Source organism: Bradyrhizobium sp. WYCCWR 12699, assembly GCF_032144035.1.
Classification (GTDB): Bacteria; Pseudomonadota; Alphaproteobacteria; order Rhizobiales; family Xanthobacteraceae; genus Bradyrhizobium.
The window spans coordinates 374781-399270 of sequence record NZ_JAVTJN010000001.1; the positions used below are offsets into that span (position 1 = coordinate 374781).

General features: G+C 65.0%; 18 protein-coding genes and 1 pseudogene. 10 read left to right on the forward strand and 9 right to left on the reverse strand.

Going from position 1 to position 24490, the window contains the following annotated elements; translation table 11 throughout:
* Positions 1-32 precede the first annotated feature (32 nt).
* Positions 33-854, reverse strand: coding sequence for a helix-turn-helix transcriptional regulator (locus tag RPS27_RS01805; RefSeq protein WP_371746173.1), 822 nt, complete (start codon positions 852-854; stop codon positions 33-35).
* A 52-nt stretch (positions 855-906) separates the two neighbouring features.
* Here RPS27_RS01805 and RPS27_RS01810 point away from each other — a divergent pair, with 52 nt between their 5' ends.
* Positions 907-2079 (forward strand): MFS transporter, encoded by a 1173-nt coding sequence (locus tag RPS27_RS01810; RefSeq protein ID WP_211416196.1) that lies wholly within the window; start codon positions 907-909, stop codon positions 2077-2079.
* Between the two features lie 371 nt (positions 2080-2450).
* A complete protein-coding gene (locus RPS27_RS01815) occupies positions 2451-4718 on the forward strand; it encodes a cation:proton antiporter (RefSeq protein ID WP_313753857.1) in 2268 nt (755 codons plus the stop codon).
* Here the strand turns inward: RPS27_RS01815 and RPS27_RS01820 are convergent.
* The gene (locus tag RPS27_RS01820) at positions 4715-7864 is read right to left on the reverse strand and encodes an efflux RND transporter permease subunit (protein ID WP_212067222.1); all 3150 of its coding nucleotides are present in this window, start codon (positions 7862-7864) and stop codon (positions 4715-4717) included. The genes RPS27_RS01815 and RPS27_RS01820 overlap by 4 nt on opposite strands.
* A gap of 12 nt (positions 7865-7876) precedes the next feature.
* On the reverse strand, positions 7877-9070 hold the full coding sequence (locus RPS27_RS01825) for an efflux RND transporter periplasmic adaptor subunit (protein WP_211416199.1): 1194 nt from the start codon (positions 9068-9070) through the stop codon (positions 7877-7879).
* 233 nt (positions 9071-9303) lie between these two features.
* Between RPS27_RS01825 and RPS27_RS01830 the strand changes: the two genes are divergently transcribed.
* Together RPS27_RS01830 and RPS27_RS01835 are read left to right on the forward strand one after the other, a co-directional pair.
* On the forward strand, positions 9304-10095 hold the full coding sequence (locus tag RPS27_RS01830) for an ABC transporter substrate-binding protein (RefSeq protein ID WP_212067221.1): 792 nt from the start codon (positions 9304-9306) through the stop codon (positions 10093-10095).
* Positions 10096-10124: 29 nt separating this feature from the next.
* The gene (locus RPS27_RS01835) at positions 10125-11009 is read left to right on the forward strand and encodes a hypothetical protein (RefSeq protein WP_212067220.1); all 885 of its coding nucleotides are present in this window, start codon (positions 10125-10127) and stop codon (positions 11007-11009) included.
* 34 nt (positions 11010-11043) lie between these two features.
* Here the strand turns inward: RPS27_RS01835 and RPS27_RS01840 are convergent, their stop codons facing one another.
* Positions 11044-12027, reverse strand: a complete 984-nt coding sequence (locus RPS27_RS01840) for an NAD-dependent epimerase/dehydratase family protein (protein ID WP_212067219.1) — start codon at positions 12025-12027, stop codon at positions 11044-11046.
* Positions 12028-12278: 251 nt separating this feature from the next.
* On the opposite strand from RPS27_RS01840, the gene RPS27_RS01845 reads away from it, so the two are divergent.
* Together RPS27_RS01845 and RPS27_RS01850 are read left to right on the forward strand one after the other, a co-directional pair.
* Positions 12279-12458, forward strand: coding sequence for a hypothetical protein (locus tag RPS27_RS01845; protein WP_211416203.1), 180 nt, complete (start codon positions 12279-12281; stop codon positions 12456-12458).
* Between the two features lie 207 nt (positions 12459-12665).
* Positions 12666-13436 (forward strand): outer membrane protein, encoded by a 771-nt coding sequence (locus tag RPS27_RS01850; protein ID WP_211416204.1) that lies wholly within the window; start codon positions 12666-12668, stop codon positions 13434-13436.
* Positions 13437-13570: 134 nt separating this feature from the next.
* On the opposite strand, the gene RPS27_RS01855 is transcribed toward RPS27_RS01850, so the two are convergent.
* The 3 genes from RPS27_RS01855 to RPS27_RS01865 all read right to left on the reverse strand — a co-directional run bounded on the left by RPS27_RS01855 (position 13571) and on the right by RPS27_RS01865 (position 16780).
* Complete coding sequence (locus RPS27_RS01855; RefSeq protein WP_212067218.1) at positions 13571-14638, reverse strand: hypothetical protein; 1068 nt, start codon at positions 14636-14638, stop codon at positions 13571-13573.
* Positions 14639-14733: 95 nt separating this feature from the next.
* Positions 14734-16221 (reverse strand): flavin-containing monooxygenase, encoded by a 1488-nt coding sequence (locus RPS27_RS01860; RefSeq protein ID WP_212067217.1) that lies wholly within the window; start codon positions 16219-16221, stop codon positions 14734-14736.
* 94 nt (positions 16222-16315) lie between these two features.
* Positions 16316-16780 (reverse strand): cupin domain-containing protein, encoded by a 465-nt coding sequence (locus tag RPS27_RS01865; protein WP_211416207.1) that lies wholly within the window; start codon positions 16778-16780, stop codon positions 16316-16318.
* Between the two features lie 187 nt (positions 16781-16967).
* Here RPS27_RS01865 and RPS27_RS01870 point away from each other — a divergent pair, with 187 nt between their 5' ends.
* Positions 16968-17993, forward strand: coding sequence for an AraC family transcriptional regulator (locus RPS27_RS01870; RefSeq protein ID WP_212067216.1), 1026 nt, complete (start codon positions 16968-16970; stop codon positions 17991-17993).
* 102 nt (positions 17994-18095) lie between these two features.
* On the opposite strand, the pseudogene RPS27_RS01875 reads toward RPS27_RS01870, so the two are convergent.
* Positions 18096-19963 (reverse strand): annotated as a pseudogene (locus RPS27_RS01875) (ATP-binding protein).
* A 128-nt stretch (positions 19964-20091) separates the two neighbouring features.
* Positions 20092-20724: a cupin domain-containing protein gene (locus RPS27_RS01880; RefSeq protein WP_211416210.1), complete on the reverse strand. Its 633-nt coding sequence runs from the start codon at positions 20722-20724 to the stop codon at positions 20092-20094.
* Between the two features lie 214 nt (positions 20725-20938).
* Here RPS27_RS01880 and RPS27_RS01885 point away from each other — a divergent pair, with 214 nt between their 5' ends.
* The 3 genes from RPS27_RS01885 to RPS27_RS01895 are packed head-to-tail and all read left to right on the forward strand — an operon-like array spanning position 20939 to position 24488.
* On the forward strand, positions 20939-22630 hold the full coding sequence (locus RPS27_RS01885; protein ID WP_211416211.1) for a peptide ABC transporter substrate-binding protein: 1692 nt from the start codon (positions 20939-20941) through the stop codon (positions 22628-22630).
* 27 nt (positions 22631-22657) lie between these two features.
* Positions 22658-23608 (forward strand): ABC transporter permease, encoded by a 951-nt coding sequence (locus RPS27_RS01890; protein WP_211416212.1) that lies wholly within the window; start codon positions 22658-22660, stop codon positions 23606-23608.
* 4 nt (positions 23609-23612) lie between these two features.
* Positions 23613-24488: an ABC transporter permease gene (locus tag RPS27_RS01895; protein WP_194404031.1), complete on the forward strand. Its 876-nt coding sequence runs from the start codon at positions 23613-23615 to the stop codon at positions 24486-24488.
* The last annotated feature ends 2 nt before the right edge of the window (positions 24489-24490 follow it).

The following is a 24490-nucleotide window of genomic DNA, read 5'->3' on the forward strand; positions in this document are numbered from 1 at the left end:
CTTGGGCACGACGACCTGTGAATGCGAGCGGCCTACTTCCCCGCAAATTCCGTCGGCGTCCGTCCCGTCACTTGCCGGAACGCGGCCGAGAATGCCGGCACGCTGGCATAGCCGAGCTGGGTCGCGAGCTGCTTCACGGAGACATTTGCATCTGTCGACAGCCGCTGGATTGCCGCGGCAATCCGCGCGCGCTGGCACCAGCTCTTGAAGCTCAGCTGTGTCTCCGCGGAAAACAGCCGCGACAGCGTGCGCGCGGAAGTTCCGACCTCGCGCGCCAGCGTGTCGATGTCGTGCAGGCCGGTTGGGTCGTCGAGCACGATCATCGCGGCGCGGCGGCAGCGTGGCTCATGTGGCAGCGGCACGAAGGTCGCGGAATCCTCGGCCTGGTGCAATTCCAGCATGACGAGGCGCACCAGCAGCTCGGCGCGCTCTTCGGTATTGCCAGTGTCGAACAGCGCGAGGATCGCCTGGTTGAGCAGCGGCGAGACCCGCACCACGAATTCCCTGGTCAATCCCTCATAGCGCTTTTCGCGCTTCAGCCAGGACAGGTCGAAATACAGCGTGCGCATCTCGATATCGGCGAGCAGGTCGAGGGCATGATCGAGCCCGGCCGGGACCCACACCGCCCGGTCCGGCGGCACCAGCCAGCGTCCCCCGGGGGTCGTCACCTGCATGGTGCCCTTGGCCGCATAGATCAGCTGGGCCTCGCGGTGCAAATGCGGATCGATCCGCATCCCCTTGGGATAGTCGCGCGCGACCAGATGCACGCCGGCGGGCGAGCGGTGGTTGCTCCGGACCTCCCGGAGGATAGGCGTTTCCAAGTTTGGCCTTTCCAAGACAGTCATTGGCGGCATCCCGTCATGGGGAGGACATATAACTCATTTCGGAGCAGGAGAGGATTCGGGAATGAACAGCCCCAGCCGGGTGATCAGTTTCGTCAACGCAGGCCATTTCATCGACCATTATTCGATGCTGATCTTCGCCGCCGCCGTCATCATCATGGGCCCGGCGCTCGGCATGGCCTATTCGGAACTTTTGCCTTACGCGACGCCGGGCTTCGTCGCCTTCGGCGCCGGCTCGCTGCTCACCGGTTGGCTCGGGGACCGCTGGAGCCGCCGCCACATGATGTTGATCTTCTTCGTCGGCATCGGTCTGTCCATGATCGCGGTCGGCTTCGTGCAGACCCCGGCGCAGCTCGGCGCCGCCTTGCTTTCGATCGGTATCTTTGCCTCGATCTATCATCCGGTCGGCACCGCAATGATCGTGTCCTATGCCGACCGGCTCGGCCGCGAGATGGGCATCAACGGCGTCTGGGGCAATCTCGGCGTCGCCTCCTCGGCGCTGGTCACCGGCGTGATCGGGCAATATCTCGGCTGGCGATTTGCCTTCATCGTGCCCGGCGTGGTCACGATCCTGATCGGCCTCGCCTTTGCGATGATGGTCGTGCACGAGGACCGCAAGGGCGCCAAGCAGGCGGCCGCGCAGGCGCGGGTGGCCAAGCAGGACATGTGGCGCGTGGTGCTGTCGCTGCTGATCGTGGTGATCGCGATCTCCACGACGTTCAACGCCGTCACCGTGGCGCTGCCGAAGCTGTTCGCGGAGCGGCTGGCGGATTTGACGAAAAGCCCGGCGCTGCTCGGCGTCATCGCCGCTTGCGTCTACGTGTTCGGCGCGATGACGCAGTACACGATCGGCCGGCTGCTCGACCGCTACTCGCTGAAGACGGTGGCGTTGCCGCTGTCCTTCATGCTGGCGCCGTTCCTCTATCTCGCCGCGACCCTGAACAATCTGCCGCTGATCCTGGTGTCGATCGGCATCGTCATGGGCGCGTTCGGCCAGGTCACGGTGAACGACGCCATGGTCGGCAAATACACCAGCGAGGAATGGCGCTCCCGCGCCTACGCCGTGCGTTACTTCATCGGCTTCACCGCGGCGGGTGCTTCGGTCGGCCTGGTTGCCTGGCTCTACGAGCAGGGCGGCTTCGTCACCATGCTGCACGCCTTCGCCGGCCTCTGCCTGCTCGCGATCGCCGCCGCTATCATCCTGCCCCGTGAGATCCGGACGCCGCAGCCCGTGTGAGGGGCCTCGTGTCCCGGACAAGCTGCAACGCGCAGGCGTTGCGGCGCAGAGCCGGGACCCAGAAGCGACATGGCATGCGGCGAGATGGGCCCCGGCTCAGCAGCGCCTCGTCGAAAAGACGCTGCGCTGCGTCCGGGGAACGCTCGCACCGTCCATGATCTCACTCCTACTCCTGTTTTGCGCGACGGAGCAAAGCGCTTCGGTAACGCCAAAATTTTCCCGAGCCTTTTCAACTCGATCCCTACTGTGCATGGGGTTGTTTTCGACTTTTTGTTGCCGCCCGCAGCCTCCTACGCCGGGAACCCGCGCCACCTTCCGCGGGTTCTATCCCCATGGCTCCGACACCGGGGCAAAGGGGGAAAGACATCTGCATGCCATGGCGCCTGCTCGGATCGGCCAGCCTTGCCTTCGCGGCGCTCGTTCTCACCACCATTGCGGCCGGCGCCGAAACGGGCAAACCGGCCGGCCCGTCCGAATTCCTGCTGGTGGCGCAGATCGTGCTGCTGATCGCGGTCGGCCGCGGTCTTGGCGAGATCATGCAGCGGATTGGCCAGCCCTCGGTGATCGGCGAGCTGCTCGCCGGCATCATCCTTGGTCCGTCGCTGTTCGGCTGGGTCTGGCCGGAGGCGCAAGCCGCGATCTTCCCCAAATCGCCCGAGCAGAAGGCGATGATCGACGGCATCGCGCAGGTCGGCATCCTGCTGCTTCTGCTGCTCACCGGCATGGAGACCGATCTCAAGCTGGTCCGCAAGGTCGGCAAGGCCGCGATCGCGATCTCGATCGCCGGCATCCTCGTGCCCTTTGCCTGCGGCTTCGCGCTCGGCGAATTCCTGCCCGATGCGCTGCTGCCCAATCCGCAACAACGTCTCGTCGCCTCGCTGTTCATGGGCACGGCGCTGTCGATCTCCTCGGTGAAGATCGTTGCCGTGGTCGTGCGCGAGATGAACTTCATGCGGCGCAATGTCGGGCAGATCATCGTCGCGACCGCCGTGATCGACGACACCATCGGCTGGATCATCATTGCCGTCATCTTCAGTCTGGCCTCGCATGGGGCGCTGGATATCGCCTCGGTGGCGAAAGCCGTGCTCGGCACGCTCGCCTTCCTCGCCGTCAGTTTCACGATCGGCCGCCGCCTAGTGTTTCAGCTGATCCGCTGGGCCAACGACAACCTCGTCAGCGCCGCGGCCGTCATCACGGTGATCCTGCTGCTGATGTGCGCGATGGCGATGATCACGCATCTGATCGGCGTGCACACCGTGCTGGGTGCTTTCGTCGCCGGCATCCTGGTCGGGGAATCCCCGATCCTGACGCGGCAGATCGACGAGCGCCTGCGCGGGCTGATCTCGAGCTTCTTCATGCCGGTGTTCTTCGGTCTGGCCGGCCTTGCCGCCGATCTCTCGGTGTTGCGTGACCCCAATCTCCTGATGCTTACCGGCCTCCTGGTCGTGATCGCCAGCGTCGGCAAATTCGGCGGCGCCTTCGTCGGCGGCACGGTCGGCGGCCTCAGCACGCGGGAATCGCTGGCGCTCGCGAGCGGCATGAATGCCCGCGGCTCGACCGAGGTCATCATCGCGACCATTGGCCTGTCCATCGGCGTGCTCAGCCAGAACCTGTTCACGATGATCGTGACCATGGCGATCGTGACCACGATGGCGATGCCGCCGATGCTGCGCGCGGCGCTGGCGCGGCTGCCGATGAACAAGGAGGAGAAGGAGCGGCTGGAGAGGGAAGAGTTCGAAAAGCGCGGCTTCCTCGCCAATCTCGAGCGCCCTCTGCTGGCGGTGGACGAAAGCGTCAATGCCACCTTTGCCGCCCACCTTGCGGGCCTGATCGCCGGTATGCGCGGCCTGCCGATCACCGTGCTGCATATCGGCAAGCGGCCGGAGGAGCAGGAGAAGAGCCGCGACGCGGAGGAGAGCCACGAAGCCGTGGTGAAGAAGGCGGCCGAGGCGGTGGCTGCCAACACCGAGGGAGACACCGGCAGCGTCGACGTCGTGACCCGCGCGAGGCGTGCGGAGCTCGGCGAGACCATCGCCGAGGAGGCCCGCAAGGGTTTTGATCTCCTCGTCGTCGGCGTCGACAAGGTCGCCGCGACCAAGGATCGCTTCGACCGCAAGATCGAGGACATTGCCACAACGTTCGAGGGACCGCTCGCGATCGCCGCGGCCAAGGGCAAGCACCTGAAGCAGCCGATGCCCGAGGGACTCAACATCCTCGTCCCGGTCTCCGGCAGCGGCATCTCCAAGCGCGGCGCCGAGGTCGCAGTTGCGCTGGCGCAAGGAGGATCAGGCTCGCTCCGGGTGATCTATGTCGCGACGACGCGCGACAAGGGCGCGCAGCGCGGCACCTCCCGCGGCCACAGCCAGGAGGCGGGCATCCTCAAGGACGCCAGCGATCTCGCCGCCCGCTACGACGTCGACATCACCACCACGCTGCGGGTCAACCGAGCGCCGGAGGCGGCGATCCTGCGCGAGATCGACACCACCGACGTCGATCTCGTCGTCATGGGCGTCGACCGCATCCAGGCCGATCATCTCTCCTTCGGCGGTGTCGCCGACGCCGTGCTTAGGCAGTCGAAGGTCTCCGTGCTGCTGGTGTCGAGCGGCGAAGCGCGGCAGGCCCCAGCGGAGAAGGGCTAGGGCTTTACCTCGGCCACCTTCGGCGCCTTCTTGCTCGCCCGCCAGTTCTCGAAGCGCTGCACCACCACGAAGAACGCCGGCACGAACAGCACCGCGAGGCAGGTCGAGGCCAGCATGCCCGAGAAGACCGTGATGCCGATCGACTTGCGGGCGCTGGCGCCGGCGCCGGTGGCGAGCACTAGGGGCACCACGCCGAGGATGAAGGCGAACGATGTCATCAGGATCGGGCGGAAGCGGGCGCGCGCCGCTTCGATCGCGGACTCCAGCACCGGCTTGCCGTCGCGGCCGTGCAGCTCGAGCCCGACCTCGACGATCAGGATCGCGTTCTTGGCCGACAGCGCGATCAGGAGGATCAGGCCGATCTGGCAATAGAGGTTGTTGTCGATCTTGAGGGCGGAGAGGATCAGCATCGGCCCCAGCAGCGACAGCGGCACGGCGAGGATCACCGAGATCGGTGCGTACCAGCTCTCATACTGGCCGGCGAGCACCAGGTAGACCAGCAGCATGGCAAGGCCGAACACCCAGTAGATCTGGTTCGAGACCGCCTTCTCCTGATAGGACATCGCGGTCCATTCGTAGCCGGTGCCCGGCGGCAGCGTCTTGTCCGCGATCTCCTCCATCAGCTTCAAGGACTGGCCGGAGGAATAGCCCTGCGCCGGCAGGCCGATCACGGTCGAGGAGGGGTAGAGATTGTAGAGGCTGATCAGCGATGGCCCCGTGGCCGGCGTGATCTTGGCGACGGTGCCGATCGGGATCATGTCGCCGTTCGAGTTGCGCACTTGCATGTTGGCGATGTCGCGCTCGGTGACGCGGAAGGCGGGATCGGCCTGCGTATAGACCTGGAACACGCGGCCGAACTTGTTGAACTGGTTGACATAGGACGAGCCGAGATAGGTCGACAGCGCCGAGAACACCTGATCGGTGGTGACGTGCAGCGTCTGGGTCTTGACGCGATCGATCTCGACGTTGAATTGCGGTACCGAGGAACGGAACGAGGACTGCACCCGCTGCAGCGCACTCTGGCTCTGGCCGTTCGAGACCATCGCGCCGGTGATGGCCTGCAGCTTGGCGAAATCGCTGTTGCCGTCGCGCAGCTCGACCTGCATCGAGAAGCCGGCGGCGTTGCCGATGCCCTGGATCGGCGGCGGCGGCAGCACGATGGTGCGGGCATCCATGATGGCCGCGAGCTTGTCGTTGAGGCCGTACACCAGCGAGCGCAGATCCTCGCCGGGTCCTTTGCGCGCGTCCCAGTCCTTTAGGATGATGTAGGCGACGCCGGCATTGGCAAGGCTGGCGCTGTTGTCGAGCGCGGAGATGCCGGCGATGGTGATGACCTGCTGGACGCCGGGGGTCTCCTTGATCAGTGTGCTGGCCCTGTCGAGCACCGCCTGGGTCCGCTCCAGCGCGGCGCCGTCGGGCAGCTGCACCGCGGCGATCAGATAGCCCTGGTCCTCGATCGGCAGGAAGCCGGTCGGCACCCGCGACAGGCCATAGCCGCTGGCGCCGATCACCAGAAGCGCGAACGCGACCGAGACCGTGGCGTGCATCACGAGGAACGTGATCAACCTGGTGTAGCCGCGCTCGACGCGGTCATAGACCGCGTTGAAGCCGCGGTAGAAGAAATTGCGTTGCTCCGGCGGCACCGCCGGCCGCAGCCACAGCGCGCATTGCGTCGGCTTCAACGTCGCCGCGTTGATGGCGGACAAAAGCGCGGTCGCCGCGATCACCAGCGCGAATTGCGAATAGATCCGCCCGGTGAGGCCGGCGAGGAACGAGGCCGGCAGAAACACCGAGATCAGCACCAGCGTGATGCCGACGATCGGCGCGAACAGCTGGTCCATCGCCTTGATCGCGGCGTCGTGGCCGTTCATGCCCCGCTCGATGTTGTGCGCGGCGCCTTCCACGACGACGATGGCGTCGTCGACCACGATGCCGATCGCGAGCACGATCGCGAACAGCGTCGACATGTTGATGGTGAAGCCGAGCGCCGCCATCGCCGCGAAGGCACCGATGATGGTGACGGGCACGGTGGTTGCCGGCACCAGCATCGCGCGCCAGTCCTGCAGGAAGACCAGGATCACGACCAGCACCAGCAGGCCGGCCTCGATCAGCGTCATGTAGACCTCGTGCACCGAGGCCTCGACGAACTTGGTGGTGTCGAACGGCGTGTCGTATTTGACGCCTTCCGGGAAGCGCTTGGCGAGCTCGGCCATCTTCTTCTCGACGGCCTGCTCGACCTGCAGCGCGTTGGCGCCGGGCGACTGGAACACGCCGATGCCGACCGCCGGCTGCTTGTTCAGCGAGAAGATCTGGCTGTAGGTCTGTGCCCCCAGCTCGACCCAGCCGACGTCGCGCACGCGCGTGACATCGCCGCTGCCGCCTGACTTGACGATGATGTTCTCGAACTGGCTGGTGTCGTCGAGCCGTCCGTTGACGTTGAGCGTGTACTGGAACGCCTGTCCCGGCGGCGTCGGCGGCGCGCCGACCTGGCCGGCGGCGACCTGCTGGCTCTGCTGCTGGATCGCCTGGATGACGTCCTGCGGCACCAAGCCGCGGACCTGCAACTTGTTCGGATCGAGCCAGACCCGCATCGAATATTGGCCGGCGCCGAACACGGTGACGTTGCCGACGCCGGGCAGGCGGGAGAGCTCGTCACGGATGTTGATGGTGGCGTAGTTGCTCAAATAGAGGCTGTCGTATCGCGAATCCGGCGAGGTCAGCGTCACGAACAGGAGGATCGAGGTTGACCGCTTCTGCACGGTGACGCCCTGGTTCTGCACGGCCTGCGGCAATTGCGATAGCGCGCTGGAGACGCGGTTCTGCACCAGCACCTGCGCGAAGTTGAGATCGGTGCCGATCTTGAAGGTCACCGTCAGCGTATAGGTGCCGTCGGAGCCGCTATAGGACTGCATGTAGAGCATGTCCTCGACGCCGTTGACCTGCTGCTCGATCGGCAAGGCAACTGTGTCGATCACGGTCTTGGCGCTGGCGCCGGGATAGCGCGTGGTGACCTGCACGGTCGGCGGCACCACGTCAGGATATTGCGCGATGGCGAGGTTGAACAGCGCGACGCCGCCGATCAGGATCATCAGCAGCGCGATGACGTTCGAGAGGACCGGCCGCTCGATGAAGAATTTTGAGATCATGGCTGGCAGCCCTTACTTGCTCGAGGCCTGCGACTGCTCGATCTTCGTCACCTGCGGATCGATCTTCTGGCCCGGGATCACCCGCAACAGCCCCGCGATGACGACGCGGTCCTCCGGCTTCAGGCCGCTTTCGATGACGCGCAGGCCATTGTCGACCGGGCCGATCTGCACCTTGCGCTGCTCGACGACGTTGTCGGCGTTGGCCACCAGCACATAGCGGCCGCCCTGGTCGCTGCCGAGCGCCGTATCAGGGACGAGCAGGGCGCTCTTCTCCTGGTCGAAGGGCACGCGGACGCGGACGAAATAGCCGGGCAGCAGCACCCGCTTGTCGTTGGGGACGAGGCCGCGCACTGCCAACGTGCCCGTCGATTGATTGAGCGTCGGCGAGACGTAGTCGAGCTTGCCCTCGTGCGGATAGCCGGCCTCGGTCTGCAGTCCCACCTGAATCGGGAATTGCTTCATGTCGGCCGGCGTAAGTCCTCGGCGGGTGGCTTCGGCGCGGATGCGCAGCACGTCCTGCTCGTTGACGGTGAAGTTCACATAGATCGGGTCCATCGCGACGATGGAGGCAAGCTGGGTCGGCGAGGAGACGCCGACGAGCTCGCCGACCGAGACCATGTGGGCGCTGACGATGCCGTCGAACGGCGCCGTCACCTTGGTGTAGCCGTAATTGACCTGGGCCAGCTTGGTGTTGGCCTGCGCCTGCTGCAGATTGGCCTGGGCGTTGTCGCGCGTAGAGGTGGAATTGTCGAGCGTGGCTTGCGAGACCGCCTGGCGCTGCACCAACTCGGCCTGCCGCTTGTAATCGGCTTCCGACTGCCGGACCGAGGCCTGCGCGCCGGTCTCGGCCGCCTGCGCCTGTTCGAGCTTGAGCTTGTAGGTCTCCGGCTCGATCGTGAACAGCTGGGTGCCCTGCTTGACGAAGCTGCCGTCCTGATAGTCGATCGATTGCAGAAAGCCCTGCACCCGCGCGACGAGATCGACGCTCTTGATCGGCGCCGTGTTGCCGGTGGCCTCGATGTAGCGCGTCACCGGGCGTTGCACGGGCGTTGCCACGTCCACCTTGGGCGGGGGCGGTGCCACGAACGTGTTCTTGTCCTCGCAGCCGGCGAGCACGGCCACGGACGCCGCAGCGCAAAGGCCCCGCACGATATGCCTCCGCGCACCATTGCGTCTTGCGGGAGAGGCGGGATTCGCTGCGGTCATTCGGTGGCCCCCGATTGCTGTCTGTCGATGCGGCAGGCTAGCAACAAAAGACTGGCCGTGGAACACCATAGCCATGGCAGTCGCCGGCCTTGCACCGCAACGAGCGATGTGGCCTTTGGCAAGTTTATCACGACAAACCGCTTTTCACCGAGGGCGTGATCGACCAGAATTGTATCAAAGGCCGCGAGCCGAACGGAGCGGCCGGGAAGAAGAAAAGGTGAGGAGACCATGACATGCCAACGCCATTCCGGTCGGCCCTTGCGGGCCTCGCTCTCGCAGCGATCGTTGCCATGCCCGCGCTAGCAGACGGTCTGAAAGACGAGATCGCACCGACCGGCAAGCTGCGGGTCGCGATCGCCATCAGCCCCGCAGGCGGCGCGTTCTGGTCGACCAAGACCGAAGCCGGCTATGCCGGCGTGCCCGTCGATCTCGGCAAGGCGATGGCCGCACAGCTCGGTCTCCCCGTCAAATATGTCGTGCACCAGAATTCCGGGCAGATCACCGACGCTGCGTCAAAAGGGACGTGGGACGTCACCTGGCTGCCCAAAGATCCCGAGCGCGAGACCAAGATGCTGTTCGGCCCGATCTACGAGGTCGCGGACGCCACCTACATCGTCAAGCCCGGGTCGGCGGTCAGCAATTTTGCGACGCTCGACCAGCCCGGCATCAAGGTTGCGGCCGTCAACGCCACGACGACCATGCGCGGCGCGATCGCGCATCTGAAGCATGCGAAGGTCACGGGCTATCAGACCTATGACGAGATTTTCAGCCTGTTGAAGAGCGGCGAGATCGACGCCTTCGCCCTGTCGCGCGACCAGCTCAACAAGATGGCGCAGAAGATCCCGGGTACGCGCGTGCTGGACGAGACGTTCAAGAAGACGGTGACGGCCGTCGCCCTGCCGCTCGGCCACAACCAGGCGCTGGCTTTCGTCACCAAATTCATGAATGAAGCCATGACCAACGGCACGCTGCGCAAGGCCTATGACGATAACGGCCTGAAGGATTCGCCGATCCGGACGGAGTAGTCCAAAGGGCGATTGCCGGAGCCCCTGTCATGAATCGTGTGCTTCACCTGATTGTTCTACTCGCAATTCTCTCATTCTCAACCCGGAATGCAGCCTTTGGAGACGAAGCTTCGATCGTCTCCATCACCACGCCACGCGGCGTTCAGCAGACCTTCATTCTGATCAAGCCGGAGCACGCAATCGCGTCAGTCATCCTGTTTGCTGGCGGGAGTGGCAAGCTGGGCTTGAGCAGGATGCCGCCTCCGCAGGTGGGGCCTTACGCTTTCGTAGCCGGAAATTTCCTGGTGCGCAGCCGCGAGAAATTCGCTGCGCACGAGTTCATGGTGGCCGTGATCGATGCGCCGTCCGATCAACCGAGAGGCATGAGCGGATCCTTTCGCCTCAGCACAGAGCACGCGATCGACATCGGGCCCATCGCCGACTACTTGAAGAGCCATGCCGATGTGCCGGTATGGCTCGTCGGCACCAGTGCGGGCAGCTGGTCGGCAGCGCGCCGCGCCATCGCTGCCGGCCGCGACGGCATCGCAGCCGGTTCGATCGATGGCCTCGTGCTGACGTCGACCGTAACGAGGATTGCGCCGGGCTCGTCCTTCGCCAGACGCTTTCCGGAATTCGCCAGGGATTACCCGGACGGCGTCATCAGCATGGCGTTACCCGAGATCAGGGTGCCCACCCTGATCGTGTCGCACAAGGAAGATGCCTGCGAGTTCACACCTGCCGCGGATGCGCCGGCGCTCGCCAAGCGCCTGACGGGCTCAGCCCAGGTGGCGACCGTGTTGTTGAGCGGCGGTGACCCGCCGAGATCCGACCCTTGCGAAGCTTATGCGGCCCATGGCTACTATGGCATCGAAAGAGAGGCGGTCGACAGAATTGCAGAGTTCATCGCGACGAACAGCAAGCACGGACCCCGATGATCTCAAAGCACACGCCGCGTTCCGGCGGCTTGCCCTAACTCCTTTGGGCAATGTGCCACGCCGCAAGCACGTCCCGCTCTTCATCGGCGGTCAGCCCGATGACCGGGCCTCCGCTGTTGAGAAGCCAATGCAACGTATCGCGCGCGGTGTCTCCCGGAGGTCGCGAGGTCAGTCCGGCCTCGCGGGCCGGTGAGGTGTCGCGCGTCATGAAGCCGGCGAAGTCGGGCAGCGGCAGCCACAGCGGCAATGATCGCGGGCCCGCCCAGCGCCGCACGTCGTGGGCCTCAAGAAACGCACGATCGATCCAGGTGAAGGTGCACGCCGCATTCAGCGCGGCTGCGCATTCGGCCAGGACTTCGCCGCGCGTGCGAATTGGCCCGATCCCGTCATAGATGCCGGTGAGGCGAATTTCCGCGGCATGCACGATCCATTGCGCGAGATCGCGCACGTCGATGAACTGGACGGCATCATCAGGGGATGCCGGGGCCAGCACCTCGCCGCCGCGCGCGAGCCGTGTCGGCCAATAGGCAAAGCGCCCCGTCGGATCCTCCGGCCCGGCGATCAGGCCGGCGCGGCAGATGAAGGCATCGTTGCCGACCGCCTGCTCGCAGGCGACCTTGGCGGCGCCGTAAATGGCATCCGTGCTGTGCTCCAGTTCCCCTGCCGCGGGCTCGCGCAGCGGCGCTGTATCCGCGCGTTGTCCTGGTATCCGGTTGTCCGCATACACGCTGATCGTGGAGACGAAGGTCCAGTGCACGCCGGGTCGCTTCAGCGCCGCGACCGCGTGTCGGACCTGGCCGGGATGACGCGAGACGTCGACCACAGCATCGAATGTCTCGCCCGCGAGCGGCGCAAGACCGTCGGCCGCATCGCGGTCGATCCGGATGAAGCGCGCGCCCGCCGCAATCGGCCCGGCTACGCCGCGGGCGGCGCAGGTCACCTCGTGACCGGCAGCGCAGGCATGGCTCGCGACCGCGCGTCCGAGAAACTGGCTGCCGCCGAGAATGAGAATACGCATGGATTGATCCGCGTCGCTGGTGAGAGCGAGAGGCTACAATTTTCGGTAGCGGTTGCAACCGCCCGCGTCGAGCGGCCGGCCACGGGTGCCGGACCGAGCAAATTGAGTGGAGTCAGACGCTCGATCTCGGTCGACTTGCCTTTTACCGCCATCCGCAGGATCGCTTCGCCCGGGCGTGAGTTCTCCTGGGCTCGGATTGGATGTGATCCAAGACCGACTTCCTCTCGTTTGAGTCACCGAGGAAGCTGTCTATGAACCAAATGCTTGCGAAGATCTGTCAGGAAATGGCCGGCCGGGTGCTCGAACTTCAGCGCGGCCTCAACACGCCTGAGCGGCGGTTGGAATTGGCGGGTGAACTTCAGGCCACGATTGAAAAGTACCTCGCGTTCGAAAAGCGAAAGAACCGCTTTTCGGTGCGGAAAGACAGGTAGCACCGCTTCAATCAGGTTGAGTTCCGAAATGTTGGCACGTCGGCGCTGTGCTTTTATTGATTTCTTTGGGCTTTTGGCCCTGAACGTTCGGAATTGGGAGGAACTCTCCTGGCTAAACACCCACTAGACCCGTGTTTTCACGGCTACAGCGAAGCACCGCTCAATGGTGTCTAGTTGTTACGGCATTTCAGCCCAAGGGGACTACATATGAAAAAAACAATGCTTGCCGGTGTCGCAGTGGCGGCACTGGCGTTGAGTACCCATGCGCAGGCCGCTGATATGGCGGCAAGGCCGTACGTTAAAGCGCCGCCGCCCGCTGTGGCGTCGGTTTACGACTGGAGCGGCTTCTACATCGGCGGCAACGGTGGATACGGCACCACCCGCAACTGCTGGGACTTTGTGAGCTTCGCAGGCGCACCCTTTACGGCAGGCGAGGGATGTCACAACGCAGACGGTGCCGTCGCTGGCGGTCAGATCGGATATCGCTGGCAGTCGGCGTCCTGGGTGTTCGGACTGGAGGCGCAAGGGGATTGGGCCGACTTGAACGGATCGCGGGTGTCGTCGCCTGCCTTCGTGTTCGCGCCGGGTGACCTCACCATCAATTCCCGGCTGCGCGCCTTCGGTCTTTTCACGGGCCAGGTCGGTTGGGCTTGGAACAACGTGCTGCTATATGCGAAGGGCGGCGCGGCCGTGGTGGATAACCGCTACACCCACACTTTCACGGGAACCAATGCGTTGATCAACTCCAGCAGCGATACGCGGTGGGGAGCTACCGTCGGCGCTGGCATGGAGTTCGGTTTCGCTCCCAATTGGTCGGTCGGCGTGGAGTACGATCACATCTTCCTCGATCGTCGGACTCTGAGCTTCGCAGCCGCCCCCGGAGGCGTTGCCACGACCAACAGCATCGGTCAGGACGTGGATATCATCACTGCGCGCATCAACTATCGCTTCGGCGGTCCAGGCTTGACGCGCTACTGAGGACCTCTGGTCCGGCCCCGGGATCGTCATCATGATCCCGATGATGTGAAATGAGGAGGAGGGCGACCGATCTAGCCGGTCGCCCTTCGCGTGAACGGACCAAGGCAAACCCGATAAAGTTGCCTGGCGCGCGCCTACCGCCCCTTGATCTCCGCGTGTTTCGCCATCGCCTTCTCGAACTTGCGGTTGAACAGCCACATCGCGGCGAGGATCTCGCGGAAGCTTGCGGAGGTGCGGGCACGGTCGGCCTGCCCGAACGCGAAGATGCTGTTATTGCGCAGGTGCTTCATGATCGTGGGGCTGGACACCCTGTAGTTCAGGAGATCGCCGGATTTGAGCGCAGCCCGCGTCGGGGTCGGCACAATCTGAATCAGCTCGAACAGCTTCATCTGGTCGATCGGGTCGGGCAGTGTCTTCACGATGGCCGGGATCTCGCGGAACACCTCCGCATGCGCGTTCATCAGGCCGTCGCGCACGTTGGTCCAGTGGTTGAAGCGGCGGTCGATGCCGCTCGCCCGTGCCTCCTCCTTGTCGTCGCGCGCGCTCAAGGCCGCATCGATCGCGGCGATCTCGCCCTTGATCGCCTGCCATTTCCTGTGGCCGTTGCGGTCCTCGGAGGGGCCGGTCTGGAAGCTGCCCATGTAAGTGTTCGAGCGCCCGTTGCGGACGTTCTGCTTGCCGTTGGTCTCCGCAAAGAACAGTCCGAGGCTGATCCGCCCCGCAGCGGCGGCGTGCTCAGGTGCGAGCCCCTTGACTCGGGCGATCACCGTGGCGAGATCGACGACATCCTTGAATGGTGTCGCCGAGTTCTGCGCATTGGCGGGCGGCGCCTCCATGACATCGAACAGTCTTGAATATTCGTCGATCATCGGTTCGATCTCGGCGTCGAAATAGGCCGGCGGAATCTCGAACTTGTTGGGCTTCCCGATCCGCGACGGCATGGCATCGGTGAGATCCTTGTACGAGCTGATCACGGCGACGCGCGCGAGATAAAGCGCCTGCCCCGGCAGATTCGGCAGCGGCTCTTTCGCGTCGATCTGGCGCCGCCGTTCGGCGAGGATCGATTTGAACTCGGCGAGCGCCTTGTCATAGGCGGCGACCGCCTCCGTCTGCCGCGGCGTGAGCGCACGCTGTTGGCTGGCGGCGGGCGCTGCGACGAAGAAGGCAACAACCGCAAAGATCGCGAGACGTCTGAATCCCATGGCCGGTTCCCATCGATTCGCTGGCCAGGGAGATCGTAAGCATCGGAGGTAAGGGCTGGCGAGATGCAAATCCCGCTCAGCCGTCATTCTTGCCCTTATGCCGCACGATAGTCCGGCGCCGTCGCCAGGAATTTCGCATAGGCATCCGCATTCGGCGGCTGGAAGCGTCCTTTCAGTCCGCCCGTCTTCTGGTTCTTCGTGCCGATGTCGGCCATCAGCTCGTCGAAATGGCGGTAGTGATAGGGCGCGACGCAGAGGCCGCCATAGACGCCCGCGGCCGGTCGCTCGACGCGCTTGAAGTGCAGCATCATCTCGATGTTGTCGCGCATGGCCTGCGCCGTCGGCTGTTTGGCGAGCTGGCCGTCGGCATAGCGCACCAGCCAGTTGGCGGCGAGGTCGGCGCAGAGAACGGTGCAGAACGAGGAGTTGAAGCCGACGAAGCCGAGTTCGGGCAGATCAGGATTGGCGATCAGGCGGTAGAGCCGGTACTGCCCGTCGGCATCGACCAGCTTCTGCCTGTAGGCCTCGGGCAGGAACGGCACGCCGAGCTTGTAGCCGATCGCGAGCACCGCGACGTCGGCACCGACGCGCTCGCCGCCGCTCATCACGATGCTGTCGCCGTCATAATGGTCGAACGTGCCGAACACCGCCTTGATGCGGCCGTCGGCGACCATCGGATAGAAGCCGGGTGTTGCGATCGGCACCGAGCAGTTGACGCCGTCCTCGATCCGGTCCTTCGGCACCATCTTGCAGCGGCCGAGCTTGAGCTGCGCTTTCAAGAGGCTCTCCAGCCCGCGCCAGTTCGCCCACACCAGCGGCGCGGCGACGCGATGGGCGAGCCGCCCCATCGCGCTGATGCCCCAGCCCGGAAACATCTCCTCCTGCGCGCGGATGTAGAGGATGCGCTTGAAGTTCACGAGCCCGCCGATGAAATAGGGGATGCGCCAGACCGGCTCGCGCATCACGATGGTGACCTCGCGCGCGCCCGATTTCACTGCGTTGACCGCGATGTCGGTCGCCGATTTCGACCCGCCGAGCACGACGACACGGCGTCCCTTCGCCAGCGAGGGATCGCCATATTTCGACGAATGCAGGATCTGGCCGCCTTGTGCCAGAAAGCCTTCCTCGCCCGGGCAATGCAGCTCGCGCGGCTCGTTGAACTGGCCGGTGCACACAGCGACGAAATCGAAATCCTCATTCGTCGTGCCGTCCTTGCCTGATAGTGCGAGCGTCCATCCCGGCTTGCCGTCGGCGCGGCGCGCCATGCCTGCCACGGCCGTGTCGAGGCGCAACATGCGGTCGAGGCCAAAACTCTTCGCATAGTCGGCGAGATAAGCGTGAACCTGCGGCCCGGTCGGCCATTCCGGATAGGCGTCCGGCATGGCGCGGTCGGTGTAGCGATAGAGCTCCTTCGGGCTCTGCGTCTGCACATCGGGATAGGAGCGCGCCGGCTCCCAGACGCCGCCGAGATCGCCAGAGCGTTCGACGATGGTGACGCGGTGGCCGCGGGAGGAGAACGCCTTGGCGGCGGCGAGGCCGGAGACGCCGGCGCCGATCACGCAGACATGCTTGGGAGTGACCATGAGTTTGCTCGCAATGTGTTTTCCGCGCAAGCGACCACGTTCGGCCGCAAGGCGCGGCCGGCGGGCCGGCAAGCAGATGAAGTGGACGAGGAAGCTAGTCGTTCGCCTCGGGCGGCAGGAAATCCACCTCGTGCAGCGCCGAGATGCGCACGACTTCGGCCGGGTCGGTCAGATTGTGCAGCTGGTTGAACAGCGCCTCGAGCTTCTGCATCGGCGAGACCCAGAACAGCGCGCGGCACGGCTTGTCTGATTTGTTGAAATAGCCGTGCGGGATGCCGCGCGGCATGCGCACGAGATCGCCGGCATGGGCCTTGACCCATTGTCCGTCGAGCTTGAGGTCGAGCGTGCCTTCCTGGACCAGGATGAACTCGTCCTGGGTCGGATGGATGTGCACCGGCACGAACTGGCCGGGATCGCTGTTGGTCTCGAATGCGAAGGTGGAGTCGGTGACGGCCTTGGGGAAATAGACCTGGCCCAGGATGTTCCAGGTCTTGCCGCCGTAGCCTGTGCCGTTCGCGGTAATGCCTTTTTCGAGTGCAGTCTTTTCAGGTGCAGTCATGGCGCGCTCCCATTGGATTCCGGCGAGGATGGAGCTTCAGTCAACAGTGGGGCGGCTGTCTATCCGCTAAACGAATCCGGCGATGGTTGCTGCCGTGCAGCACGACGATTTTGCGGGCGTGGCCCTTCTCGGCCCGGTGGAGTTGTTATAAGCTTAAAGCAATTCCGCGACGCGAAGTGTGGTCGAGATGTCCGCAGCCGTGCTGGAAATGAGCGCAAGGGCATCCGCAGCCGAACGGCTCGCGGATTTCGCCCGCGTCACCACTGACGATGTCGACGAAGCGGCCGAGGAGATCGGGCGCATCTTCTGCCCGCACGACCTCAAGCCGGCCCAGGCGCGCGCGTCCGGCTTCTCGGCCCGGCACAATTGTGCGACTTTCGACGGCTTTTCCATCAACTACGTCGCTTATGGCGGATCGGTCGGCATCGATCCCGGCTGCCTCGAGCGTTTCTTCTTGGTGCAGATCCCGCTCACGGGCACAGCCCACATCCGCGCCGGCATCACCGAGCTCGAAGCCGCGCCGGAGCGGACGGCGTCGCTGCTGTCGCCGACGATCCCGACGCGGATGATGTGGCGCGACTGCGCGCAGGCGATCCTGCTGCTCGACCGCCACATGGTGGAACAGCGCGCCGCGGCGCTGTCCGGCAGGGCTTCGGGCACGGTCGAGTTCGATCCGGTGATCGATCTCGATGCGCCGTCGGGGCGGCGCCTGCGAACCAGCCTCGCCGAGCTGATGCTGCTCGCCGAGCGCCTCGGTCCCACCGGCAGGCTGTCAGCGGTCGCGATGGCCGATTGGCGCGAGCTGCTGCTCGATCGTCTGCTCAATGGCCAACGGCATGGCCTGTCGGATGCGATACGAACTTTCTCCGGCCGGGCCGAGCGGCTGCCGCGCGCGCTTTGTGCCGCGCGCGATCATCTTGCGGATAATGCCGGCGAGCCGCTCGACCTCGCGCAGCTCGCCTGCGTCTCCGGCATCGGCATCCGCGCGCTGCAGCTCGGTTTCCGCCGCCACTTCGGCGCGTCGATCTCGCAGATGCTGCTCGACATGCGCCTCGCCGCTCTGCACGCCCGGCTCGCACAAGGATCGGCTGATGCCTCCGTCACCGACATCGCCTTCGATCTCGGCTTCACCCATCTCGGCCGCATGGCCGGCGCCTACCGCGAGAAATTCGGCGAGACGCCGTCGGCGACGCTACGGCGAAGGATGAGCTGAGAGGCGCTCGGGCGGTCGTTGTTCACCTCTCCCTGCGGGCGAGGTGAACCCCGCGGCCAGCAGCGGTTCAAACAACGCGCATTTGCACTCGGCACGAGATCGCTATTTCCGCGGCCTCCTCGCGCCGCTGTCCTCCGCCGCCTGCTTGCGCAGAAAAGCCTCGACGTCGGCCTGCACCGAGTAGGGCGTCGGGATCGCGTCGCCGGCGGAATCGACCGCCGTGTCGAGGCAGCGGCGCAGCATGCGTGCGAGCTCCGCCTTGCGGTAGGGCTTTCGCAGCAGCGGGGCGCCCATCGTGGCGCGGCCCTGGGTATGCAGGGAGTCGTAGGCATAGCCGGAGGTGAACAGGATCCGCAAGGAGGGACGCGCCGCCGCCATCTGCTCGGCGAGCTCGCGTCCGTTCATGCCGCCGGCCATCACGATGTCGGTGAAGAGCAGGTCGAACGGCTTGCCTTCCGCCGCAATCGCGAGGGCCTCGGTCGCATTGGCGGCCGGGATGACCGTGTAGCCGAGGCTCTCGAGCTGGACCGTGACGTAGTGGCGGACATCGCGGTCGTCCTCGACGCAGAGCACGGTTTCCTTGCCGCCGACGATCTTGCGGTCGTCATACCCGGTAGGGCGCAGCGCGCTCGCCTCCGCCTTCGGCAGATAGATCGTGAAGACCGTGCCGCGCCCTTCTTCGGAGGCGACCTTGATGCCGCCGCCGGACTGCTTGATGAAGCCGAACACCATGCTGAGCCCGAGGCCCGTGCCCTTGCCGACCTCCTTGGTGGAGAAGAACGGATCGAAGATCCTCTCCAGGATGGCTTGCGGAATGCCAGTGCCTGTGTCGGCAATCTCGATCTCGACATAATCTCCCGCATAGCCGGCGCCGACCGCCACGGCCTCGCGCACGCCGAACACGACGTTGCGCGTCGTCAGCGTCAGCCTGCCGCCGTCCAGCATGGCGTCGCGGGCGTTGATCGCGAGGTTGAGCAGCGCCGAGCTCAGCTGGCCACGGTCGGCGAAGGCGAGCCAGACGTTGCGGTCGAGCCGGGTGACGATCTCGATCTTCTTGTCGAAGGTTGCCAGCAGCAGCTTTGCCAGCTCTTCCAGGAGCTCGTTGACGTCGATGTCGGCCGGCTGCAGCGCCTGCTTGCGAGCAAAGGACAACAGGCTCGACGTCAGCGCCGCGCCGCGGTCGGCGGCTTCGCTGATCAGCTTGGTGATGGTCGCAAGCGGCGGGTTGTCTTTGACGGCATCGGCAAGGATCTCGATCGTGCCCGTGATCACCGTGAGCATGTTGTTGAATTCGTGCGCGATGCCGCCGGTGAGCTGCCCGACCGCCTCCATCTTCTGGGACTGCACGAGCTGCTCCTCGGCCGCGCGCTTCTGGGTGATGTCCCTGGCGAAAGTGTTGACGACGGCGCGTCCGCCCAGCCGCAACACCGTGCTGGAGGCTTCCGCCAGGATCCGGTCGCCGTTCCTGTGGATCAAGGTCAGCTCGAAGCGCAGGCCGGACGGGGTGTCCGACAATTCCGGCACCAGCCGCGCCATGCGCTGCCTGAAGGCGGCGCGCAGCGGTTTGGCGACGATGAGGTCGACGACGTCGGCGCCGAGCGCCTCCTGGCGCGTCCATCCGGTCAGGCCTCGGCCTGGAAGCTCCACTCCAGCACGGTGCCGCTGTCGTCGATCTGAATGAAGGCATCGAGGGCAGTCTTGATGACGGCTTGCGTCATCTGCGCGCTGTCGCTGCGCGCCCGCGCCAGCTCGGCGGAGTGCGCGACGGCGCGTGCGTGCTCTGACCTTTCGATTGCGCCGGTGCAGAGGCGCACGAGCAGCACGGCAATTGCAGCGCTCGCCAGGAGGGCGACGAGCTGGAGAATGCCGAATTCACGCGGGCCGGTCAGAGCATAGGAGGCGACCAGGGCTACGGCCGTCACGATGGCCTGTGTAACCATCGCGAGTGTCAGAAGCCCTCTGAGTTTCATGGTCTCACACCAAGGACGCCAGCCGCGGACCGGGGCGGCCGCGTCGAGGAGGCCGCTTCATGTGAGCTACAGATTGGATGCGGCGCCGTCGAGGGGCAATTTCCGGCGGTCGCGGGTTTGGGCCGGCCTCAACCAGCAGGCGAATCGGTCTGCTGCAGCGTCGTCACCCAGATCACGCGCGCCGCCTGCTGGGTCGGATTGTCGAACATGTGCGGCACGATGCTCGGAAAGCGGAAACTGTCGCCGGCTTCCAGCACATGGGCCTGGTTGTCGAGCCACAGCCGCAGGCTGCCCGAGAGGATGTAGCCGGCCTTCTCGCCGGTGTGCTGCAGGAAGTCGGTGCCGGAGGAGGCGCCGGGATTGAGCGTGAGCTCGTAGAGCTCGAGCTGGCCTTTGCCTGCGGGGGTGAGGGCTTCCTTGACCACGCCGCTGGCGGTGAGCCGCAGCAGACGCCTGGCATTCTTGCGCACGATGTAGCGCGGCGCCTCGACGGGATCGCTGGTCTCGAAGAAATAGGAGATGGGCACGTCGAGCGCGATGCTGAGCAGGCGCAGCGTGCGGATGGACGGCATGGCGCGCGCGCGTTCGAGCTGGCTGATCATGCCGGTGGAGAGGCCGGTCTTGGTAGCGACATCCTGGATCGAGTAGCCGGCGCGCTGACGCAGCAGCCGCACGGTTTCGCCGAGGCGCTGGTCGACCGCATCGTCCGCCTCGATCGTCGCAGTGTCCTTCGGGCTATTCGTGTCGCCCCGACCATCCATGTCGCTCTCCCATGCATCATCTCGAGCCGCGGCCGCATCGGCCGAGGCTTCACTCGGAAAGGTCGCGCATACTAGCAATGCGATTGACAGCTGTATTTAGTCGTGATGAAATTTTGTCAGAAAAATTTAGAAGCACTAAAGCCCACTCCTGTCCCTTTGCCGGGGTCCCGGGGGCGCGGGAGACGGTGCCGCGTGCGGAAACGGAGAGTGGGTCATGGCAGACGACACCGGCAAGCTCGGCGTCCCGGCACTGCATCTCGGCATTCCGAATCGCCGTCAGTTCTTTCAGCTCGGCGCGGGCGCTGCGGCGGGATGGACGCTGTCAGGTAGCGCCTTTGCCCAGGCCGAACGCCCCACCAATCCGCCGGACAAGCCGCGCGGACAGGTGATCGCGGCGCTGTCGCAAGAGCCGACCGTCTTCCATCCGCTGATGCCGGGCATCGAGGTCGATCAGGGCATCTGGTGGCAGGTGTTCTCGCCGCTCTGGTTCATCGAGCCCGACGGCAAGTTCGTCCCCGACCTCGCCCGCGAGGTCCCGACCATCGAGAATGGCGGTCTGTCGGCGGACGGCCTGACCTGGAAGATCAAGCTGCGCAATGACGTGAAGTGGCACGACGGCACCCCGTTCACGGCGGAGGACGTCAAGTTCTCGCTCGAGCTGATCAACAATCCCGGTTTCCGCGCCCGCAGCCGGGTCGGCCATAGCCTCGTCAAAGACATCACCATCGTCGCGCCCGACGAGATCCACTGGCGGATGGAAGCGCCCTATTCGCCCTACATGTCGATCCTGGCGTCGTTCACCTTCATCGTGCCCAAGCACATCCTGGAGAAGGTGTCCGATCCGAATTCGTCGCCGTTCCACAACGCACCGGTCGGCACCGGGCCGTTCCGCTGGGGCGAGCGCGTGCCGGGCGACCATATCTTGCTGAATGCCCATGCCGGCTATCACGGCAAGGGACCTTACGTCGAACGTGTCGTCTTCAAATACATTCCGGACCTTACCGTTCTTTACACCCAGTTCCGCACCGGCCAGGTCGACTACACCGGCCTGCAGGGCATCCTGCCGAACTTCGTCCAGGAAGCGAAGACGCTGAAGGGCCGCAAGATCTTCGTCTCCTCGACCTCCTCGGTGGAGCATATCGCGCCCAATCTGGAATTCGGGCCCTTCGCCGACCGCGCCGTGCGCGAGGCGCTCTATCTCGGTATCAACAAGCAGGCGATCATCGATGCGCTCTATTACGGCCTGCCGACGCAGACCGAGAGTTTTGTGCCGCAGCAGGCGTGGTCGTTCGAGCAAGGGCTGCCGCAACACAAATATGATCCTGCCAAAGCCAACGCGCTGCTCGACGCGGCGGGCTGGGTTCGTGGCTCCGGCGGCATTCGCGAGAAGGGCGGCGTCAAGCTCGAGTTCGCCAATTCGACCACGGCGGGCAGCGCCGTGCGCGAGCAATGTCAGCAGCTCCTGATTCAGGACTGGCGCGCGATCGGCGCTGCGATGCGCGTCAACAACATGCCGGCTGCGGTGATCTGGGGCGACTTCTGGCAGCAATCGAAGTTCAATTCGGTGATCGTCGGCGTGAACTTCATGCTGGGCAGCGACCCCGACGTGACGCCCCGCTTCGGCTCCGGCGCGATTCCCGCCAAGGGCGGCCGCGGCTACAACACCTATCAATATCAGAACGCGGAGGCCGACCGGCTGCTTTCTCAAGGCGCCAAGCAATTCGACCTGGTGCAGCGCAAAGCGACCTATGGCGAGCTGCAAAAGCTGATCCGCAACGACCTCGCCATCCTGCCGCTGTTCCAGGGCTTCATCGCCGAGGGCATCAAGGAGGGGCTGCAAGGCTTCCGTCCCAACATCAACATGTCGATCAACAGCTGGAACATGCGCGAATGGTATTGGGCGTGATGCGACCAATACGCTGGATCGCCTGAGATGGCCCGTTACGTCGTCAACCGCCTGGCGCAGGCGATCATGCTGCTCGTGATCGTCTCGGGAATCGGCTTCGCCATCCTGCATCTGGCGCCCGGCGGTCCGCTGTCGCAATTCGCGGCCTCCGCGCAGATGACGCAGGAGGATCTCGATCGCGTCACCAGCCAGCTCGGCCTCGATCGTCCGCTGCCGATCCAGTATCTCGACTGGTTCGGCCGCATGGTGCGGGGTGATTGGGGCAAGTCCTATCGGGATGGCGAGGCGGTGCTGTCGGTGATCTCCTCGCATCTCGGCGCCACCCTGGAGCTGATGGCGACGGCGACCATCATCGCGGTGCTGCTCGGCTGCTGGATCGGCATACTCGGCGCGCTACGGCGTTATTCGCTGTTCGACACGCTTGCGACCGTCGGCGCCATGATCGCGCTGTCGATCCCGACCTTCTGGTTCGGCCTCGTCACGATCTACATTTTCTCGGTGAAGCTCGGCTGGCTGCCGGCCGGAAACCGCGAGACCGTCGGCGACGGCTCCTTCCTCGACCTCATGCATCATCTGATCGCGCCGGCGCTGGTGCTGGCGCTGGTCGAGACCGCGATGTGGGGCCGCTTCATGCGCTCCTCCATGCTCGAGGTGATCAACCAGGACTACATCCGCACCGCGCGTGCCAAGGGCCTGCCGGAATGGCGTATCCTCACCGTGCACGCGCTGCGTAACGCGTTGCTGCCGATGATTACGGTGGCGGGCCTGCAGTTCCCGACGCTGCTCGGCGGCGCGCTGGTGGCCGAGACCGTGTTCACCTGGCCCGGCATGGGCCGCCTGTTCCTGGATTCGATCGGTTACCGCGACTATCCCGTGGTGATGGGCATCCTGATGTTCTCGGCGGCCATGGTGCTGATCGGCTCGTTGCTCGCCGACATCCTCTATGCCGTCGTCGATCCGCGCATCCGGGTGGGCTAAGGCGATGGCGACCGCAACCCTCTCTACCGTCCAGCTCGCGCCCGGTCAGGCCGCGTGGCGGCGCTTCCGCCGGCATCGCCTGGCGCTCGCCGGTGCCGTCATCATTCTGGTGCTTGTGCTCGGTGCGGCATTCGGCCCGTACCTGCTGCCGTTCGACGACACCTATATCGACATCATGAAGCGGTTCGCGCCTCCGCTCTCGGGCGCGCACATTCTCGGCACCGACGAGCTCGGCCGCGACGTGCTGGCGCGGCTGATGATGGGCGGACGCGTCTCGCTTTCGATCGGCATCGTCGCGATGGTGATCGCGATGGCGGTCGGCATCGTCGTCGGCGCCTTTGCCGGCTTCTATGGCGGCGTGGTCGGCGCGGTGCTGATGCGGCTCGTCGACGCCGTGCTGTGCTTTCCGACCATCTTCCTGCTGCTCGCGCTGGCGGCGCTCACCGAGCCAGGCCTCGTCACCACCACCGTGCTGATCGCGGCGACTGCCTGGATGGCGGTGGCGCGCGTCGTTGAGGCCCAGGTGCGGTCGCTGCGCGAGCGCGAATTCGCCGTTGCGGCGCTCGCCTTCGGCTCGTCGAACCTGCGGATCATGTTCCGCGAGCTGGTGCCAAATGCGATCGCGCCGATCGTGGTAGCGGCAACCCTGAACGTCGCCAAGGCAATCCTGCTGGAATCCTATGTCAGCTATCTCGGCTACGGTATCCAGCCGCCGGCCGCGAGCTGGGGCAATATGCTCAACAACGCGCAGATTTATCTCACCAGCGCGCCATGGCTTGCGATCGCGCCGGGCCTCGCCATCACGCTGGCGGTCACCAGCTTCAACTTCCTCGGCGACGGCCTGCGCGATGCGCTCGATCCGCGCATGAACATCCCATGATG

Excerpts from the sequence above, each read along its gene's own strand:
- RPS27_RS01865 (WP_211416207.1), bottom strand. The coding sequence starts at position 16,780 with ATGACTGCACCTGAAAAGACTGCACTCGAAAAAGGCATTACCGCGAAC.
- RPS27_RS01840 (WP_212067219.1), bottom strand. The coding sequence starts at position 12,027 with ATGCGTATTCTCATTCTCGGCGGCAGCCAGTTTCTCGGACGCGCGGTC.
- RPS27_RS01820 (WP_212067222.1), bottom strand. The coding sequence starts at position 7,864 with ATGATCTCAAAATTCTTCATCGAGCGGCCGGTCCTCTCGAACGTCATC.
- RPS27_RS01880 (WP_211416210.1), bottom strand. The coding sequence starts at position 20,724 with ATGGATGGTCGGGGCGACACGAATAGCCCGAAGGACACTGCGACGATC.
- RPS27_RS01860 (WP_212067217.1), bottom strand. The coding sequence starts at position 16,221 with ATGGTCACTCCCAAGCATGTCTGCGTGATCGGCGCCGGCGTCTCCGGC.
- RPS27_RS01805 (WP_371746173.1), bottom strand. The coding sequence starts at position 854 with ATGCCGCCAATGACTGTCTTGGAAAGGCCAAACTTGGAAACGCCTATC.
- RPS27_RS01845 (WP_211416203.1), top strand. The coding sequence starts at position 12,279 with ATGAACCAAATGCTTGCGAAGATCTGTCAGGAAATGGCCGGCCGGGTG.
- RPS27_RS01890 (WP_211416212.1), top strand. The coding sequence starts at position 22,658 with ATGGCCCGTTACGTCGTCAACCGCCTGGCGCAGGCGATCATGCTGCTC.
- RPS27_RS01885 (WP_211416211.1), top strand. The coding sequence starts at position 20,939 with ATGGCAGACGACACCGGCAAGCTCGGCGTCCCGGCACTGCATCTCGGC.
- RPS27_RS01850 (WP_211416204.1), top strand. The coding sequence starts at position 12,666 with ATGAAAAAAACAATGCTTGCCGGTGTCGCAGTGGCGGCACTGGCGTTG.
- RPS27_RS01815 (WP_313753857.1), top strand. The coding sequence starts at position 2,451 with ATGCCATGGCGCCTGCTCGGATCGGCCAGCCTTGCCTTCGCGGCGCTC.
- RPS27_RS01835 (WP_212067220.1), top strand. The coding sequence starts at position 10,125 with ATGAATCGTGTGCTTCACCTGATTGTTCTACTCGCAATTCTCTCATTC.
- RPS27_RS01830 (WP_212067221.1), top strand. The coding sequence starts at position 9,304 with ATGCCAACGCCATTCCGGTCGGCCCTTGCGGGCCTCGCTCTCGCAGCG.
- RPS27_RS01855 (WP_212067218.1), bottom strand. The coding sequence starts at position 14,638 with ATGGGATTCAGACGTCTCGCGATCTTTGCGGTTGTTGCCTTCTTCGTC.
- RPS27_RS01870 (WP_212067216.1), top strand. The coding sequence starts at position 16,968 with ATGTCCGCAGCCGTGCTGGAAATGAGCGCAAGGGCATCCGCAGCCGAA.
- RPS27_RS01810 (WP_211416196.1), top strand. The coding sequence starts at position 907 with ATGAACAGCCCCAGCCGGGTGATCAGTTTCGTCAACGCAGGCCATTTC.
- RPS27_RS01825 (WP_211416199.1), bottom strand. The coding sequence starts at position 9,070 with ATGACCGCAGCGAATCCCGCCTCTCCCGCAAGACGCAATGGTGCGCGG.
- RPS27_RS01895 (WP_194404031.1), top strand. The coding sequence starts at position 23,613 with ATGGCGACCGCAACCCTCTCTACCGTCCAGCTCGCGCCCGGTCAGGCC.